The organism is Paraburkholderia sp. MM5496-R1 (genome assembly GCF_050436205.1).
Lineage (GTDB): Bacteria > Pseudomonadota > Gammaproteobacteria > Burkholderiales > Burkholderiaceae > Paraburkholderia > Paraburkholderia tuberum.
Genome location: NZ_JBNDLT010000002.1, coordinates 2,854,354 through 2,872,086, shown reverse-complemented (window position 1 = coordinate 2,872,086; position 17,733 = coordinate 2,854,354). Strand labels below are relative to the sequence as shown.

Below are 17,733 nucleotides of genomic sequence, written 5' to 3'. Positions count from 1 at the left end.
ATTGGTCGGAACGCGGCGGGTACGTCTAAAGTTGACTTCCGTGAAGGCAGCTCAGGCGGCGAGCACTTCGCTGTTCGCCTTCTTCGCGGCGAGTTCGCCGAGCGCGCGCTTGTATTCGGTCGGGAACACCTTCACGAACTGACGGCGTGCCGCGTCCCAGTTTTCGAGCAGCGCCTTCGCGCGCGGAGAGCCCGTGAACTGGAAGTGACGCTCGATGAGCCCCTTGAGCAGCGCTTCGTCGGTCGTGCCGCGATGCCACACGCCCTGATCGACCGTGCGCTCCTGTTCGGCCTGTTGCAGCACCGGTTCGAGCGCGACCATCGACTTGTTGCACTTGCTCGCGAACATGCCGTCCGGATCGAACACGTACGCGATGCCGCCCGACATACCGGCCGCGAAGTTACGGCCCGTCTCGCCGAGCACGACGACCGTGCCGCCCGTCATGTATTCGCAACCGTGGTCGCCCGTGCCTTCGACGACCGCCGTCGCGCCCGAGTTACGCACGCAGAAACGCTCGCCGGCCACGCCGCGGAAGAAGGCTTCGCCTTCGATCGCGCCGTACATCACCGTGTTGCCGCAGATGATGTTCTCTTCCGACTTGCCGCGGAAATCGTTGGTCGGACGGATGATGATGCGGCCGCCCGACAGGCCCTTGCCCACGTAGTCGTTGCCGTCGCCGACCAGATCCAGCGTGATGCCCTTCGCGAGGAACGCGCCGAAGCTCTGACCCGCGGTGCCCTTCAACTGGATGTGGATCGCGTCGTCCGCGAGTCCTTCGTGGCCGTACTTCTTCGCGATCGTGCCCGACAGCATCGCGCCGACCGTGCGGTTCACGTTGCGCACCGGCTGGATGAACGACACGTGCTCGCCTTTCTCGATCGCGGCCTTCGCCTTCTCGATCAGCGTGTGGTCGAGCGCGCGGTCGAGGCCGTGATCCTGCACGTCGACGTGCTTGCGCGCGACTTCAGCCGGCACTTGCGGCTGGTAGAACACACGCGAGAAGTCGAGGCCCTTCGCCTTCCAGTGCTCGATACCCTTCTTCGTGTCGAGCAGTTCCGCGCGACCGATCAGGTCGTCGAACTTGCGGATACCGAGTTGCGCCATGATTTCGCGCGCCTCTTCCGCAATGAAGAAGAAGAAGTTCACGACGTGTTCCGGCTGGCCCTGGAACTTCGCGCGCAGCACCGGATCTTGCGTCGCGACGCCGACCGGGCACGTGTTCAGATGGCACTTGCGCATCATGATGCAGCCTTCGACGACGAGCGGCGCCGTCGCGAAGCCGAACTCGTCAGCGCCGAGCAGCGCGCCGATCACGACGTCGCGGCCGGTCTTCATCTGACCGTCGGCCTGCACGCGGATACGGCCGCGCAGCCGGTTCAGCACCAGCGTCTGCTGCGTTTCGGCGAGACCCAGTTCCCACGGCGTGCCCGCATGCTTGATCGACGACAGCGGCGATGCACCCGTGCCGCCGTCATGACCGGCGATCACGACGTGGTCGGCCTTCGCCTTCGCGACACCCGCGGCAACCGTACCGACGCCCGACTCCGACACGAGCTTCACCGAGATGCTCGACGACGCGTTCACGTTCTTCAGATCGTGAATCAGCTGCGCCAGATCTTCGATCGAGTAGATGTCGTGGTGCGGCGGCGGCGAAATCAGGCCGACGCCCGGCACCGAGTACCGCAGCTTGCCGATGTAGTCCGACACCTTGTGACCCGGCAGCTGACCGCCTTCGCCCGGCTTCGCGCCCTGCGCCATCTTGATCTGGATCTGGTCGGCCGACGCGAGGTACTCCGCCGTCACGCCGAAGCGGCCCGACGCGACCTGCTTGATGCGCGAGCGCAGCGAGTCGCCCTCCTTCAACGCAATGTCGACGACCACTTCGTCGCCGATCACGGACTTCATCGTGTCGCCGTTCTTGATCGGAATGCCGCGCAGTTCGTTGCGATAACGGTTCGCGTCTTCACCGCCTTCACCGGTGTTCGACTTGCCGCCGATGCGGTTCATCGCGACGGCGAGCGTGGCGTGCGCTTCGGTGCTGATCGAGCCCATCGACATTGCGCCGGTCGCGAAACGCTTGACGATTTCCTTCGCCGGTTCGACTTCGTCGAGCGGGATCGCCTTGGTCGGATCGAACTTGAACTCGAACAGGCCGCGGAAAGTCATGTGGCGCTTGGTCTGATCGTTGATCAGATGCGCATATTCCTTGTACGTCTGGTACGAGTTGCTGCGCGCCGAGTGCTGCAGCTTGGCGATCGCATCCGGCGTCCACATGTGTTCTTCGCCGCGCACGCGGTATGCGTACTCGCCGCCCGCGTCGAGCATGTTCGCGAGGACGGGGTTGTCGCCGAATGCTTCGCGATGCAAACGGATCGCTTCTTCCGCGACGTCGAACAGACCAATGCCGCCGACTTTCGACGACGTGCCGTGGAAGTACTTCGACACCAGATCCGCGGCAAGACCGACCGCTTCGAAAATCTGCGCACCGGTGTATGACATGTAGGTCGAAATACCCATCTTCGACATGACCTTCTGCAGGCCCTTGCCGACTGCCTTCGTGAAGTTGTAGACCGCCTTCTCCGCCGACAGGTCGCCCTTCAGGCCGGCCGCGAGCTGGCTCAGCGTTTCCATCGCGAGGTACGGGTGCACGGCTTCCGCGCCATAGCCCGCGAGCAGCGCGAAGTGGTGCGTTTCACGCGCCGAACCGGTTTCGACGACGAGACCCGTGCTCGTGCGCAGACCCTGCTGCACGAGGTGCGTGTGGATCGCGGCCGTAGCGAGCAGCGCCGGAATCGCGACGTTGTCGCGGTCGGTCTTGCGGTCCGACACGATCAGCATGTTGTAGCCGGACTTGACCGCATCGACGGCTTCCGCGCACAGCGACGCAAGGCGTGCCTCGATGCCTTCCTTGCCCCAGGCGACCGGATAGCAGATGTTCAGTTCGTACGAGCTGAACTTGCCGCCCGTGTACTGATCGATCGCGCGGATCTTCGCGATGTCCTTGAAGTCGAGCACCGGCTGCGACACTTCGAGACGCATCGGCGGGTTGATATTGTTCGTGTCGAGCAGGTTCGGCTTCGGGCCGATGAACGACACGAGCGACATCACCATGTTTTCACGGATCGGGTCGATCGGCGGGTTCGTGACCTGCGCGAACAGCTGCTTGAAGTAGTGATAGAGCGTCTTGTTCTTGTTGGACATGACCGCGAGCGGCGAGTCGTTGCCCATCGAGCCGACGGCTTCCTCGCCCGCTTGCGCCATCGGCGCCATCAGGAACTTCAGGTCTTCCTGGGTGTAGCCGAACGCCTGCTGGCGATCCAGCAGCGCAGCAGCTTCGCGGCGTTCCGTCACGACGTCTTCGGCCTTCGCCTCGATCTCGTCGAGCTTGATGCGCACGGCGTCGATCCAGCTCTTGTACGGCTTGGCGTTCGCGAGGTTGTCCTTCAGTTCCTTGTCGTCGATGATGCGGCCGTGCTCCATGTCGATCAGGAACATCTTGCCCGGCTGCAGACGCCACTTCTTGACGATTTTCGACTCGGAAATAGGCAACGTGCCGGCTTCCGACGCCATGATGACGAGGTCGTCGTCGGTGACGATGTAGCGCGCCGGGCGCAGACCGTTACGGTCGAGCGTCGCGCCGATCTGGCGGCCGTCGGTGAACGCGATGGCGGCGGGGCCGTCCCACGGCTCCATCATGGCGGCGTGGTATTCGTAGAACGCGCGGCGATTTTCGTCCATCAGCGTGTGCTGTTCCCAGGCTTCCGGAATCATCATCATCATCGCGTGGACGAGCGGGTAGCCGGCCATCACCAGCAGTTCGAGACAGTTGTCGAACGATGCCGTATCCGATTGGCCCGGATAGATCAGCGGCCACAGCTTCGGCAGATCGTCGCCGAGTACGTGCGAGGCGATCGCGCCGGTACGCGCGTTCAGCCAGTTGACGTTGCCCTTCACCGTGTTGATTTCGCCGTTGTGGGCGATCATGCGGTACGGGTGAGCCAGTTCCCACGCCGGGAACGTGTTGGTCGAGAAGCGCTGGTGCACGAGTGCGAGCGCCGAGATGGTGCGGTCGTCCTGCAAGTCGCGGTAGTACACGCCGACCTGGCCCGCCAGCAGCAGACCCTTGTAGACGACCGTGCGCGCCGACATCGACGGCACGAAGTATTCCTTGCCGTGCTTGAGCTTCAGCGCCTGGATGCGATGGCTCGCGGTCTTGCGGATGATGTACAGCTTCCGCTCAAGCGCGTCGGTCACCATGATGTCCTTGCCGCGGCCGATAAAGATCTGGCGGATCAGCGGCTCGCTCGCCTTCACGGTCGGCGAGATCGGCATGGCGTGGTCGACCGGCACGTCGCGCCAGCCGAGCACGACCTGACCCTCGGCCTTCACCGTGCGCTCGAGCTCCTGTTCGCAGGCGATGCGCGACGCGTGCTCCTTCGGCAGGAAAATCATGCCGACGCCGTATTCGCCAGCCGGCGGCAGCGTCACGCCCTGCCGGGCCATCTCTTCGCGATAGAAGCCGTCCGGAATCTGGATCAGGATGCCCGCGCCGTCGCCCATCAGCGGATCGGCGCCGACGGCGCCCCGGTGATCGAGGTTCTCGAGAATCTTCAGGCCCTGCTGGATGATTTCGTGACTCTTGTGGCCCTTGATATGGGCGACGAAGCCGACGCCGCAGGCATCATGCTCGTTTTGCGGGTCGTACAGACCTTGGGCGGCGGGAACCGGGTGAATCGGTTGCTGGTGGTCGTTCATGGGGACACCGTCTGTGAGGAGGCCGGACAGGCCGTTAAACCATTGTGTTTTTGCCGCAGTGCGCTTCGCGATTACGACGGCGCTCTTTCTCGCAGCAAGACTGCGCGGGACGAAAAGCGTCGGAAATCGGAATATACGCGACGAATCAAGGAAATAGCAAATAAAACCTAATGATAAGACCCCGATTATCAAATTGGTGCAGTGCGGTTATTTTTTATTGGTGCCACATCAACTTGGGGCAAAAGAAAACGGCATCCGACGTGCCGTCTTCATGCAGTCCCTTGATGCAAATCGCTTTAATCCGATTTAAAGCGGCTCTATCGGCGCCGCCGGGGTATCGCCCTGCCGCCGCCTCACTGCGTATGCGGCGTCTCGCGCACCTTGCGTGGTCGGCCACGCGGTAGGGGTGACACACGTCGATTGGCGGCGCGCGCCGCCCATTCGCGGTACGTGTCGCTGCCGAGCACCCAGCCCTTCAACGTGGCTTGCTGGAGCTGACTTGCCTCGCGCTCGTCGAGCGGCTGCTCGCACAGTTCGCGATAAGCACGCTGTCGCTCGAACGGCGTATTGCCGAGCGACCAGTAAAGGGGGTGATCCGTGATCAGACTGTCGAGGGTGAGGCCGATGTGATGACGGTAGCTCGACCAGCGATAATCGTCGGCCGCGTTGACCAGCTGCAAGCGCACCGGACACATTTCCACGACCCGGCTCGCAAGCAGGAAGTAGCGCTCACCCTCGATCACGGTGGCCCGGTAACGGCCTTCCCACAAGGTGCCGCGACGCGCATAGCGCCGGTTGAAGTGCGCGACATAGCGCCGCCCGACGGCCTGCATCGCCTTGGGCAGGCTCGACTCCTCGGTGGGCGTGACGAGCAGTTGCACGGCGCCCGGCATCAAGGCGTAAGCGTGGATCGAAAGGTGATGGTCCCGGGAGGCCGCCTTCAGACAGTCGATGAAAAGCTCGTAGTCCTGGTCGTCGACGAAGGCGGGCTGCTGGTCGAGCCCGCGGAGGATGACGTGCTGCGGCTGGTCGGGGACATAAAGACGTGCAAGCCGTGCCATGCTGGAGTGTCCAATAGTCGCGTTGGTATATACCCGAAGGTCCGAAGAGCCGCATGGGCGCAAGGTTCGGCGCCATGCGGCCAAGCCAGAAACCACGCGGTGCTTAGGGAGAAAACTCTAACCGCCGCGTATGGTTTGTTTCAAACGTTGTAGTCATAATGAGCGGGCCTTTTTTGGAGGAGCACATATGAAATTAAAACAGGCCGTAACGGGGATGGCAGTGCTAGCCTGCATGAGCACGGCAGCGCACGCACAATCGGCCGGCACCATTTACTTCTCGACGGGCTGGTTCCATCTTGCGCCCCAATCGAGCAGCGACCCACTGACCGTGACCAGCATTGGCGGTAGCCCAACCAACATCACCGAAGCCAACACCGGCGCCTCGCTGAGTTCGGCCGATACCATCGGTTTCACCGCCGGCTACTTCGTCACCGACCATATCGCAACCGAATTCGTCATTGGCGTCCCCCCTACTTTCGATCTGTACGGCACGGGCAGCTTCGCGCAGTTCGGCAAGCTCGGGCAGGCCAAACAGTGGAGCCCGACGCTGCTGTTCAAGTACTACTTCAACGCGCCGACCGCTTCGTTCCGCCCGTATCTCGGTCTCGGTGTGAGCCGCATCTGGTTCACCGACGCACACATTTCCAACAGCGCATTCGTAGCCAACGTTCTGCATGGTCCGACCAGTGTGTCGACGGATAGTTCGTGGGAACCTGTGTTTAATGCGGGCTTCACGTACGCCTTCAATCAGCATTGGTTCGCCGGCGTGTCGATCTCGTACCTGCCGCTCAGCACGACCGCAAAGCTCAGTTCGGCATCGGCCACGCCGGTCGGCACGCTGACCGTGCAATCGCAAACCAAGATCAAGCTGAACCCGATCGTCACTTACGTCAACGTCGGTTACCGTTTCTAACGCTTCGCTAGAGCGGGTAGCTTAAATTAGGGTAGTCGAATTTTCGCGACCTTGGGAACGCCGTCATCGAACCGATCACGGCGTTTGCATTTGGCGTCTCTGTTGCATCGGGGTGGCAGCGTCATCCGGCATCAGCGTTTGTAAATTTGACGCGAATTCGGCGCGTCCATGTGCAAAATCGGCGACGATCCGGGCACGCCCCATCCTGTCGTGAGCCGCACGCGTGCAGCGGTACCGGCGATGCAGCGCTTGGCATCGAAGTTGCGTTTAGATGGCGTTTCCTATGCGACGACGTGATACTGCGTCTGCGCATTGCGTGTCCGCGCGACGATGCGCGGGGCCTTTCAACTCATCGACGGAGCGACCATGACAGCACTTCCAAATACGCGAGACGCCCTCGGCGAATCCTGGACCAGCGCGAGTCGCCGCGCGCGGCGCATCGCTCGCCACAGCCGCCACGCGGCCGAAGACATCGCGGTCGAGTTGCGCACCCTGCTGTCGGAACTCGAATCGACCTTGGCCGACGGCACGCAGGCCGACGCCGTGGCCCTGCGCGGCAGGCTGCGCAAACAGTTGGACGCCGCGCGCGAGCGGCTGAACGACACGCGCGACGCGATGCGCGATCGGGCCGGCGTCGCGATCTCGGACGCCGATCACTACGTGCATGAAAATCCGTGGCAGACGATTGCGATCGTCGGCGGGCTTGCGCTGGTGCTGGGGGCGCTGTTCGCGTCCCGTTCGCGATGACGCTGGCTTGCCCGGTTTGACGGTGCTGGCAAGGGGGCGCGACGGCCGCTCGATGCGAAGGCTGAACGTTACACCGCTTGCCGCGCCCAGCCGCTAGCGCCTAGTTGTCGTCGATCACGAACAGCCGCCGATACTCCTTCAGCGCGTAACGATCGGTCATCCCGGCGATGTAATGCGCGATCAAACGCGGCTGACGCGTCGCATCGGCCGACTGATAGTCCGGCGGCAGCAGCCGCGGGTCGTCGGTGAACGCGTCGAACAGGCCGACCACGACGCGGCGTGCCTTGTTGGCCATGCGCATCACGCGATAGTGACGGTACATGTTTCTGAACAGGAAGCGCTTGAGCGCCGCGGCCTGCGCGGCGATCGCATCACTGTGCGCGACGAGCGGGGGCGCCGCGCGCACGTCGTCGAGTGACGCCGGCGCGTGGCGCGCGAGATTGGCCCGTGTCGTTTCGATCAGATCGACGATCAGCGTATTGATCACGCGCCGCACCGTCTCGTGAATCAGCCGACGCCCCTCGATCTGCGGATAGTCGCCGCGCGCCGCCTCGCAGTGCGTCTGCCAGAGTTCCACTTCGGCGAGCTGCTCGAGCGACAGCAGACCGGAGCGCAGACCGTCGTCGACGTCGTGATTGTTGTACGCGATTTCGTCGGCGACGTTGGCGATCTGCGCTTCGAGCGACGGTTGCCGCCCTTCGAGAAAGCGCTCGCCCAATGTGCCGAGCCGGCGCGCGTTGTCGCGTGAGCAATGCTTGAGAATGCCCTCGCGCGTCTCGAAGCACAGGTTCAACCCATTGAACGCTCCGTAGTGCTCTTCAAGTTCGTCGACGACCGTGAGGCTCTGCAGGTTGTGCTCGAAGCCGCCATGCTCGCGCATGCATTCGTTCAACGCATCCTGGCCGGCATGGCCGAACGGCGTATGGCCGAGATCGTGCGCCAGCGAAATCGCTTCGACGAGATCTTCATTGACGCGCAGATTGCGCGCAACCGAGCGCGCGATCTGCGCAACTTCGAGGCTATGGGTGAGGCGCGTGCGAAACAGGTCGCCCTCGTGGTTGACGAATACCTGAGTCTTGTATTCGAGCCGCCGGAATGCGGTCGAGTGGACGATGCGGTCGCGGTCGCGCTGAAACTCGGTACGCGCGCTCGGCGCGGTTTCCGCATAGCGACGCCCACGCGACTGGCTCGAATGCGCCGCGTACGGCGCGAGATGCGCTTCGAGCGCCTGCTGGGTCGGCGCGGGGACGGCGGGTGTGGCAACCGCGGCAGCGGCATCCGCGGTGCTGGCCGTGGCGGCGATGACGCCGTTCCCGGCGCCTGCGCGCGCGCTCGTCGTGTCATGCTCGATATCGTCGCTGCGCCTGTCAGTCACCGGGTCCTCCGAAACATGGGCGGCGCCTCGTGACGCGGGTGCGTGAAGCGTGGCTGCAGGGCCGTGTTGAATCTAGACGGCGGCGGCCAGCGTCGCATGCACGTCGGCGTCGGGCGCGCGGGTGATCAGTGTCTCACCGAAACGCTTCAGCAGAATGAACTTGATCGCGCCGGCTTCCGCCTTCTTGTCGATCTGCATCAGCTCGATGTAACGATCCGCGCCGAGCGCGGGAGCACGAGTGGGCAGATGCGCGGCAAGCACGACGTCGACGAGCCGCTTGCGCGACGCTTCATCGAGATGGCCGAGCCTCACCGACAGATCCGCCGCCATCACCATTCCGCAGCCGACCGCCTCGCCGTGCAGCCACTCGCCATAGCCGAGTCCGGCTTCGATCGCGTGGCCGAACGTGTGACCGAAGTTGAGGATCGCGCGCAGACCACCTTCGCGCTCGTCCTGCGCCACCACCGACGCCTTGATCTCGCACGAGCGTTTGACTGCCAGGGTCAACGCCTCCGGTTCGCAGCGGTTCAAAGCCTCGATATTGGCCTCGATCCAACTGAAGAATCCGGCGTCGGCGATTGCGCCGGTCTTGATGACCTCGGCGATGCCCGCCGCGAGTTCGCGTTCGGGCAACGTACGCAATGCGCCGATGTCAGCGATCACCGCCCGAGGCTGGTAGAACGCGCCGATCATATTCTTGCCCAGCGGATGATTGATGCCGGTCTTGCCGCCGACCGACGAATCCACCTGCGACAGCAACGTGGTCGGCACCTGGATGAACGGCACGCCGCGCATGTAGCAGGCGGCGGCAAACCCGGTCATGTCGCCGATCACACCGCCACCGAGCGCGATCAGCGTGGTCTTGCGGTCGGCGCGCGAGCCGAGCAGCGCGTCGAAGATCAGGTTCAGCGTCTGCAGATTCTTGTGTGCTTCGCCGTCCGGCAAAATCACCGTGGACACCTGCTTGTTCAGCGGCGCAAGCGCTGCGCGCAGCTTGTCGCCGTAGAGCGGATCGACGGTGCTATTGGTGACGATCGTGACCGAGTTGCCGGCGATATGCGGCGCGAACAGCGCGGTCTGGCCGATCAGGCCGGCACCGATATGGATGGGGTAGGCGCGCTCGCCCAGTTCGACGTTGACGGTAATCATACGGTCCATTATGAAGCAGGATGTTTGGCGACGCCGGCCATCTCGAGCTGCATCAGAACCATGTTGACGAGTCCGTTGACCGAGGGCCGGCCGGTTTCGATCACGAAGTGCGCGCATTCGCGGTACAGCGGGTCGCGCACTTCATAGAGCGCTTCGAGGCGCGCCTTGGGGTCTTCCGTTTGCAGCAGCGGGCGATTCTTGTCGCGCCGCGTGCGCAGCCACAGGTCATGCGGATTGGCGCGCAGATAGATCACGAGGCCACGGCTTTTCAACGCTTCGCGGTTTTCCGGCCGCAGGACTGCACCGCCGCCGGTCGCGAGCACGATATTGTCGCGCCCGGTCAGCTCGGAGATCACGCTCGCTTCGCGATCGCGAAAGCCCGCTTCGCCCTCGAGCTCGAAGATCACGGGAATGCGCGCGCCCGTGCGCGCCTCGATTTCATGGTCGGAATCGAAGAACGGGCGCTCGAGACGGCGCGCAACCGCCCGACCCACAGTGGTTTTTCCTGCCCCCATGAGCCCTACGAAAAAAACATTGGCGTGTGCGTCCCGCGCTTGCAACGGTGTCCTCTGGCTAATCCGGTGTAGTTCGTGCCGCAGCTTACTGGCAAAGCGGCTGCCTTGTCGAGCCTGCGCGCCGCCGGCGGACGGCGGTGCATGCGTGCCCTATATGCCCTAATTTTCCCGCACCACGCGCGGCGTGATGAAAACCGCCAGTTCGCTACGCGTGTCGCGATGACTCCGATGGCGGAACAATGCGCCCAGAACCGGTATTTTGCCGAGGAGGGGCACCCGCTCGACGTCGTCACGGTCGTCGGTCTCGTAAATTCCGCCGATCGACACCGTACCACCGTCCTCGACCTCGACGCGCGTTTGCACGTGCTTGGTGTTGATCGCGGGCCCGGCGTCGGTCTGCTCGCCGACGCTGTCCTTCGCGACGTCGAGATCGAGCACCACGCGGCCATCCGGCATGATCTGCGGCTCGACCTCCAGTTTGAGCGTCGCCCGGCGAAACTGCACGCCCGATACGCCCTGGCCGACCTTCGCCTGATACGGCAGCTCGGTGCCCTGCTCGACGATCGCCTTCATCCGGTCCGCGGTGACGACCCGTGGGCTCGACACGATTTTCCCATGCCCTTCGGACTCGAGCGCCGAGAGTTCGATATTCAGCAGCCGGGTCGCGTGAGCCGCGAACAGCGTGAGGCCGGCGGTCGCGGCATCGAATCCGGAGATCGGTCGGGCCGACAGATCGTACACGGAGCCGTCCGTTCCACCCGTCAGCCCTCTCGACGTACCGTCCGCGCTGGTGCCGGCGAGCGACAGCCGCACCCCGAGATTGCGCGAAAAGCCCTGGTCGCCTTCGACGATCTGAGCCTCGATCAGCACCTGGCGAGTCGGCCGGTCGACGGAAGCGATCAGCGCCGCGATCTGCTCGAGCCGCCCCGCGAGATCGGTGACGAACAGCAGGTTGGTGCGCGGATCAGCGGTGACGGCGCCACGTTTGGACAGCACGCGCTGCGTGCCGGAACCGGTCAGCAGGCGACGCACGTCCTCGGCGTGCGCGTAGTGCAGCTCGAACGTGCGGCTCGCGAGCGGCTCGAGGTCCGCGGCGCGCGCGTGGGCTTCGAAGCGCTGACGTTCGCGCGCGGCGAGCTCGGCGGCAGGCGCGACCCAGATTACGTTGCCGTGGCGCTCCATCGCCAGATTATTGACATCGAGCAAGGTGTCGAACGCGGTGCGCCACGGCACCTTGTCGAGACGTATCGACACGGCGCCGCGCACTTTGTCGCTGGCGACGATGTTCAGGCCGGTGAACTCGGCGAACGCTTTCAGGACCGCGCCAAGTTGCGCACGCTGAAAGCTCAGCGAGATCGGCTCGTTGCCCGCGGGAAGGCCCGAGTCCGCACTGGCCGATGCGTCGGCGAGGCGCGGCCGCGGCGGCAGCGGGACCGGCGGGCCTTCGAGACCAGGCGTGCCGGCACTGTCGTCGCGAGCCGGGGTGGCGGGTTGTGTTGGCGAAGGCGGCGGCATCGGGCCGTTGGCGAGGTCGTCCGGGGAGGCGTCGGGCGCTATCGCGGAACGCGCGGCCGGCTGGAGCGTGTCCGGCTCCTGGGCCCCGCCTGGCGTGGAAACGTCGCCGAACGGATTCGCCGCCTGGCCGATGCCGCCGCTCGGCAGCGGCGCCGTCTCGTAGGCGGTGTTGGCCGATACGGCCGGGTCGTCGAGCGCCGCGTAAGTCGGCAACGGCGGCGGCAGCAGTGGCGTCGCTGCCTGTGCGACGCCGGCACCCAGCGTCGCGGCGACGTAGAGCCCGAAACACCGTCCGGAGACGACGCGGACCTCGCGTCCGACACCCAGCGTCGCCACGCTCCATCGCTTGAGCGGGCGCATCATGACGCCTCCGTCAGCGTCAGCGTGCGCGTCGCGCCGCCGTTCGCGAGCGTAATGCCAAGCGCGTCGAGCTGTGTGACCCGCTCGACGCCCAGTCGTTGCCCAGCCGCGACCGTCGTCGTGCCGTCTGGCGTGTCGAGCAGCGCGAGCCCGCGGGTACGATCGCGCAGCAAACCGACAAGGCGCAACTCAGAAGCATCGCCCAGCTCGCCGCTCGCGGAGATCTGCGACTTCGCAAACGGATCGAAGAACACGAGGCCTTCGTCGTCATCGTCGGCAGCCTCGTCGGCGTCAGGGCTCGCCTCGGCGCTCGCAGCCGGGGTGTCGGGCACCGGTCGCAGCGCGGCGTACACCTGCAGCGTCGCGGCCACCGCGAGCCCTTTGCCGTCCTGCTTGACGGTCACGTCGACGGGAACGATCAGCACCGGCAGTTGCGAGAGTCCGTGGAAAAACGCCATCAGGTGAACGAAGTCGGTGCGCGCGGTGAGCTGCAGCACGCGCATCCGCTCGACGCCCTCGCCGCTCGCCGCGCCCGGTTCCACCGCAAGCAGCGCGACGCCGCTTTGCGTGGCCAGCTCGGAGACGATGCGCACGTCGTCGGCGGAGTTCCACGACACGGCGCTCGACGCCGTGGCCGGCATCGCCGCGGCTGCACGGCGCAGCGACGGCAGTTGTGCGAGCGTGTGCCGCGCGGCCGCGAGACGCTGCGTGCTGACCGCGAGCGCCGCGCGGCTCGCTTCCAGTCCGGCGAGATCAGCCGCGTTCCAGCCGTACGCGCCGACGCCGAACACGAGCGCGGCAAGCGTCGCCGCGACGAGCCAGCGACGGCGCCGACTCCACGCCTCGAGCGGCATACGCGCCCGCTTGACCCAGCGCGAAAAACCCGCGGACCCATGCGCCGCACCACCCGCCTCGAAAAAGGTCGTGCTCATCGCGCACCTCCCGTTCGTGCGGCCTTCAGGGCGCGCGTCGCTTTGTGCGGCGGATCGCCCCAGCGCAGGCGCGCATCGAACTCCACGGGCCCGCCTATCGCCTGTTCCGTCGACGCGCCGCCCTTCCCCGTCGGCCGATGCAGATCGCGCATCTCCGCGCCCTGCACGCCGTGGATCGCGCCGAGCCGCTTGAGCCACTCAGCCGATGCGATATGGCCGCTCGAAGTCGCCAGCAATTCAGTCTCGTACTCGCGCTGGCGCAACTGCCGCAACACGACGCGATCGCCGGGTTCGAAGCTCAGCGCGTCGAGCAGATCGCGCAGATGTGCGAGCGGCCTCGCGAGACTCGCGGCGCGCGCCGCGGCTTCGCGCTCATCCTGTTCGGCCCGCGACAGCTTCGCGTGCTCCGCGAGCGGCACGGCGAGCGGAGTCAGCGCCTGCCCGGCCGCCGCGCGCCGCGCATCGAGCCGCGCTGCAGCGAAGCTCTGCCAACCGGCGACGAGCAACACACCCGCGGCACCGACACAAGCGGCCACAGCCCAGTCGCGCATACAGCGGCGCCGCGCGAGTCGCGCGTTGCGTTGGCGATACGGCAGCAGATTGAAGCCGCCCAGCCACGGTACAGCGGCGCGCTGATCGGCACTCGCGGCGACGCCAGACGAAAACGACAGAACGGCCCTCATTCCAGCACCCCGCGCAACGCGAGCCCAAACGCGACCGCGCCAGCCGGCTCGTGCAGCAAGGCGTCGTCGAGCGGCCGCGCGTGGCTGCCGAGCAGCGCGCATTCGAACGGCAGCGCCGAGCAGCCGAGCACGTCGCCAATATCGGCGAGTGAAAAGCCGACGCCGTCGAGCAGATCGATTTCGCCGCCAATCAGCGCGCAGTCGAACTCCGGCCCGCGCATGAGATCGCGCAACGCGTCGGCGAGATCGGCATGCTCCGGCGCCGGGTAGCGCATCTCGCCGACGCTCGCGCCATCGACGACGCTCCAGCCGTACACGCCGTCCGTACCGACCCACACCGCCGCGTACGGCTCGTTCGGGTCGAGCTCGCGACTGGCCGCGTGGCGCAGCGCGCGCAATGCCGCGTGCGGTTCGCCATCGATCGCGGACAGCGAAATCCCTGCGGTCGCGGCGCATTCGATCCGCGCTTCGAGATGCTGGCGCGCGGTCGCGGCGATCTTGACCGAGCGCACCGGCGACGGCGTCTCGTCGACGTACCAGTCGACCGCGAGCGCATGACGCTCGAGGCCGGCGATGCGCTCCGCCTCTCCCATCACCGCGGGCGCAAGTCCGGCGAGCGCAACGCCGCCGTCCTCCGCCTCGCAGTCGCTCTGAGCGGCGAGCCGCGCGAGCGGCACTGTCGTCGTCAGCGTGGCCGACGAAGGCACGGCCATCGCGCAGCGCAGCGCGTGCGTCGCGCATACGCGCGGCAAACCGGCGAACGCATCGCGCAACGCCCGCGCGACGGCCTGCCGATCGACGATCTCGGCGCCCGCCATGGTGCCGGCCGCGAACGGCACCGTGCTCATATGTTCGAGATGCAGCGCGCCTCGGGCGCGTTGACTCACCACGACGAGACGCACGTTTTGCGAACCGACATCGATGCCGGCGGCGAAACGCTGCCGGCCCTCCCGCACCGCCTGAAGCCACGAATTTTTATAGGCCATACCGCCCTCCCTCTGACTCACGCGACGAACCATTCGAACGCGAGTAACGAGGGATCATTGTCGGCAGACGCACGTCCTAACGACATTCAGCCGAATGGCTAACGCGGATGCGAAGCCGCCCCGAGCGACATCAAAGCGACTACAGTTGGGACTACAGCGAAGTCATTCCCGCGCCGCCTGGCGTGTGCCGATTGCGCGTCATTCGTAAGCTTGTCGAAAGCAGAAAAACCCTGGCGGCTATAATCGCGGGACTGTTTTTCCGGTACTCCTATGCAAGCCACGTCTCCTACGTCCCCGCCGCCCGCGCCGAAACGGCGCAAACGTCCGTTATGGCTGAAGCTGATCCTCGGCTTTGTCGGGTTGATCGTGGCGGGCATCGTATGCGTGGCGCTGGTGCTCGGCTATGCGCTCGTCGTCGCGACGCCGAACCTGCCGTCACTCGATGCATTGACCGACTATCAGCCCAAAGTGCCGCTGCGAATCTATACGGCCGACCACGTGCTGATCGGCGAATTCGGCGCGGAGCGGCGCGACATCGTGCACATCCAGGACGTGCCCGACAGCCTGAAGAAAGCGATTCTCGCGATCGAGGACGCGCGCTTCTATGAGCACGGCGGCGTCGACCTCACCGGCATCGCGCGAGCCGGCTTCGTCGCGCTGACCAACGGTCATGCGACGCAAGGCGCGAGCACGATCACGATGCAGGTCGCGCGCAACTTCTTTCTGTCCAGCGAGAAGACGTACACGCGCAAGATCTACGAGATGCTGCTCGCGTACAAGATCGAGTCGAAGCTGAGCAAGGATCAGATTCTCGAGGTGTACATGAATCAGATCTATCTCGGTCAGCGCGCGTACGGTTTCGCGAGTGCCGCGCGCGTGTACTTCGGCAAGGATCTGAAGGACCTGACGCTCGCCGAATCGGCAATGCTCGCCGGTCTGCCGAAGGCGCCCTCCGCGTATAACCCGGTCGTCAATCCGAAGCGTGCGAAGGTGCGCCAGGAGTACATCCTGCAGCGCATGTACGAATTGCACTACATCACTCAGGAACAGTACGACGAGGCGAGCCGGCAGCGGCTCGTCGTGAAGGGCATGGGCAAGGAGTACAGCGTGCACGCGGAATACGTCGCGGAAATGGTGCGGCAGATGATGTACGCGCAGTATCGCGAGGAAGCCTACACGCGCGGCCTGAACGTCGTGACCACGATCGACTCGGCCGATCAGGACGTCGCCTACCACGCGGTGCGCAAAGGCTTGATGGACTACGAGCGCCGTCACGGCTATCGCGGCCCGGAGGCGTTCATCGATCTGCCGGCCGACGCCGACGAGCGCGAGCAGGCCATCGACGACGCGCTGCTCGAACATCCCGACAATGGCGAAATCATCGCGGCCGTCGTCACGGCGGCGAGCCCGAAGCAGGTCCAGGCGGCGTTCATCGACGGCAATGTCGCGACCATTCAGGGCGACGGCCTGCGCTATGCGCAGTTCGCGCTCGGCCCTCGCGCGCAGCCGAATCAGCGCATCCGGCCCGGCGCGATCGTGCGGCTCGTGAAGAACGACGAGGGCGACTGGTCGATCACGCAATTGCCCCAGGTGGAAGGCGCGTTCATCTCGCTGGTGCCGCAGGACGGTGCGATCCGCTCGCTGGTCGGCGGCTTCGACTTCAACAAGAACAAGTTCAATCACGTGACGCAGGCGTGGCGTCAGCCGGGCTCCAGCTTCAAGCCGTTCATCTATTCGGCGTCGCTCGAAAAGGGCCTCGGGCCCGCCACGATCATCAACGACGCGCCGCTCTTCTTCAGCGCCGCCGAAACCGGCGGCCAGGCGTGGGAGCCGAAAAACTACGGCGGCGGCTTCGACGGTCCGATGACGATGCGCACCGCGCTGCAGAAATCGAAGAACCTCGTGTCGATCCGCATCCTGAACCAGATCGGCCCGAAGTACGCGCAGCAATACATCACGCGGTTTGGCTTCGACGCGGACCGCCATCCCGCCTATCTGCCGATGGCGCTTGGCGCGGGCCTCGTGACGCCGCTGCAAATGGCCGGCGCGTTCTCGGTGTTCGCCAACGGCGGCTATCGGATCAATCCGTATCTGATCGCCGAAGTCACCGATCAGCGCGGCATCGTCGTCGCGCACGCGCAGCCGCTCGTGGCCGGGCAAAGCGCGCCGTTCGCGATCCAACCGCGCAACGCCTACGTGATGAATAGCCTGCTGCAAAGCGTCGCGCAGCACGGCACCGGGGCGAAGAGCAACGTGCTCAAGCGCACCGATCTCGCCGGCAAGACCGGCACGACCAACGATTCCCGCGACGCGTGGTTCGCCGGCTATCAGCACACGCTCACCGCGATCGCGTGGATCGGCTACGACAACCCGCGCAGCCTCGGCGACAAGGAAACCGGCGGCGGCCTGGCGCTGCCGGTGTGGATCGAGTACATGGGACGCGCGCTGAAGGGGGTGCCCGAGTACAAGATGCCACGCCCCGACGGCGTCAGCGAAATCGGCTCGGAGCTTTATTTCGACGAGTTCACGCCGGGCCACGGCTTCATCGCGACGGTCGGCGTCAGTCAGGCGACGCTCGATGCGGAGGCGAGCGCGGCAGCCGCCGCTCCGGAACAGGTTGGCGAACAGGAAAAGCAGGACATCATGAATCTGTTCCGCGGGCACTGAGGCTGCGTCGATGTCCCGCTAGAAAAGAAAAAACCGCCGCGTTCGTTACGCGGCGGTTTTGTTTTGAGAGCGTCT

Annotated in this window: 12 protein-coding genes; 3 read left to right on the top strand and 9 right to left on the bottom strand. The window is 65.1% G+C overall.

Translation table 11 applies throughout. From position 1 onward, the window contains the following. Window positions 1–51 precede the first annotated feature (51 nt). Both OKW38_RS20235 and OKW38_RS20230 read right to left on the bottom strand, forming a co-directional pair. A complete protein-coding gene (locus OKW38_RS20235) occupies window positions 52–4,755 on the bottom strand; it encodes a glutamate synthase-related protein (protein WP_429362820.1) in 4,704 nt (1,567 codons plus the stop codon). Between the two features lie 353 nt (window positions 4,756–5,108). Then, window positions 5,109–5,816 (bottom strand): transposase, encoded by a 708-nt coding sequence (locus OKW38_RS20230; protein WP_187612932.1) that lies wholly within the window; start codon window positions 5,814–5,816, stop codon window positions 5,109–5,111. Window positions 5,817–6,003: 187 nt separating this feature from the next. On the opposite strand from OKW38_RS20230, the gene OKW38_RS20225 reads away from it, so the two are divergent. Both OKW38_RS20225 and OKW38_RS20220 read left to right on the top strand, forming a co-directional pair. Then, window positions 6,004–6,729: an OmpW/AlkL family protein gene (locus OKW38_RS20225; protein WP_187612933.1), complete on the top strand. Its 726-nt coding sequence runs from the start codon at window positions 6,004–6,006 to the stop codon at window positions 6,727–6,729. A gap of 366 nt (window positions 6,730–7,095) precedes the next feature. Beyond that, complete coding sequence (locus OKW38_RS20220; RefSeq protein WP_090802126.1) at window positions 7,096–7,476, top strand: DUF883 family protein; 381 nt, start codon at window positions 7,096–7,098, stop codon at window positions 7,474–7,476. Window positions 7,477–7,576: 100 nt separating this feature from the next. Here the strand turns inward: OKW38_RS20220 and OKW38_RS20215 are convergent, their stop codons facing one another. The 7 genes from OKW38_RS20215 to pilM all read right to left on the bottom strand — a co-directional run bounded on the left by OKW38_RS20215 (window position 7,577) and on the right by pilM (window position 14,991). After that, window positions 7,577–8,779, bottom strand: coding sequence for a deoxyguanosinetriphosphate triphosphohydrolase (locus OKW38_RS20215; RefSeq protein ID WP_429363789.1), 1,203 nt, complete (start codon window positions 8,777–8,779; stop codon window positions 7,577–7,579). Window positions 8,780–8,923: 144 nt separating this feature from the next. Then, the gene (gene aroB, locus OKW38_RS20210; protein WP_429362818.1) at window positions 8,924–10,009 is read right to left on the bottom strand and encodes a 3-dehydroquinate synthase; all 1,086 of its coding nucleotides are present in this window, start codon (window positions 10,007–10,009) and stop codon (window positions 8,924–8,926) included. Then, window positions 10,009–10,560, bottom strand: coding sequence for a shikimate kinase (locus OKW38_RS20205; RefSeq protein ID WP_090802131.1), 552 nt, complete (start codon window positions 10,558–10,560; stop codon window positions 10,009–10,011). The genes aroB and OKW38_RS20205 overlap by 1 nt, the downstream gene beginning before the upstream one ends. A gap of 114 nt (window positions 10,561–10,674) precedes the next feature. Continuing rightward, entirely contained in the window at window positions 10,675–12,393 is a 1,719-nt protein-coding gene (locus tag OKW38_RS20200) for a type IV pilus secretin PilQ (protein WP_429362816.1), read from the bottom strand. Further along, entirely contained in the window at window positions 12,390–13,322 is a 933-nt protein-coding gene (locus tag OKW38_RS20195) for a hypothetical protein (RefSeq protein ID WP_429362815.1), read from the bottom strand. The genes OKW38_RS20200 and OKW38_RS20195 overlap by 4 nt, the downstream gene beginning before the upstream one ends. Next, the gene (locus OKW38_RS20190; protein WP_429362814.1) at window positions 13,319–14,005 is read right to left on the bottom strand and encodes a fimbrial assembly protein; all 687 of its coding nucleotides are present in this window, start codon (window positions 14,003–14,005) and stop codon (window positions 13,319–13,321) included. Before OKW38_RS20190 ends, OKW38_RS20195 begins: the two co-directional genes overlap by 4 nt. Continuing rightward, a complete protein-coding gene (gene pilM / locus OKW38_RS20185) occupies window positions 14,002–14,991 on the bottom strand; it encodes a pilus assembly protein PilM (RefSeq protein ID WP_090802137.1) in 990 nt (329 codons plus the stop codon). The genes OKW38_RS20190 and pilM overlap by 4 nt, the downstream gene beginning before the upstream one ends. 270 nt (window positions 14,992–15,261) lie before the next feature. On the opposite strand from pilM, the gene OKW38_RS20180 reads away from it, so the two are divergent. Then, on the top strand, window positions 15,262–17,658 hold the full coding sequence (locus OKW38_RS20180; RefSeq protein WP_090802139.1) for a penicillin-binding protein 1A: 2,397 nt from the start codon (window positions 15,262–15,264) through the stop codon (window positions 17,656–17,658). Window positions 17,659–17,733 lie beyond the last annotated feature (75 nt).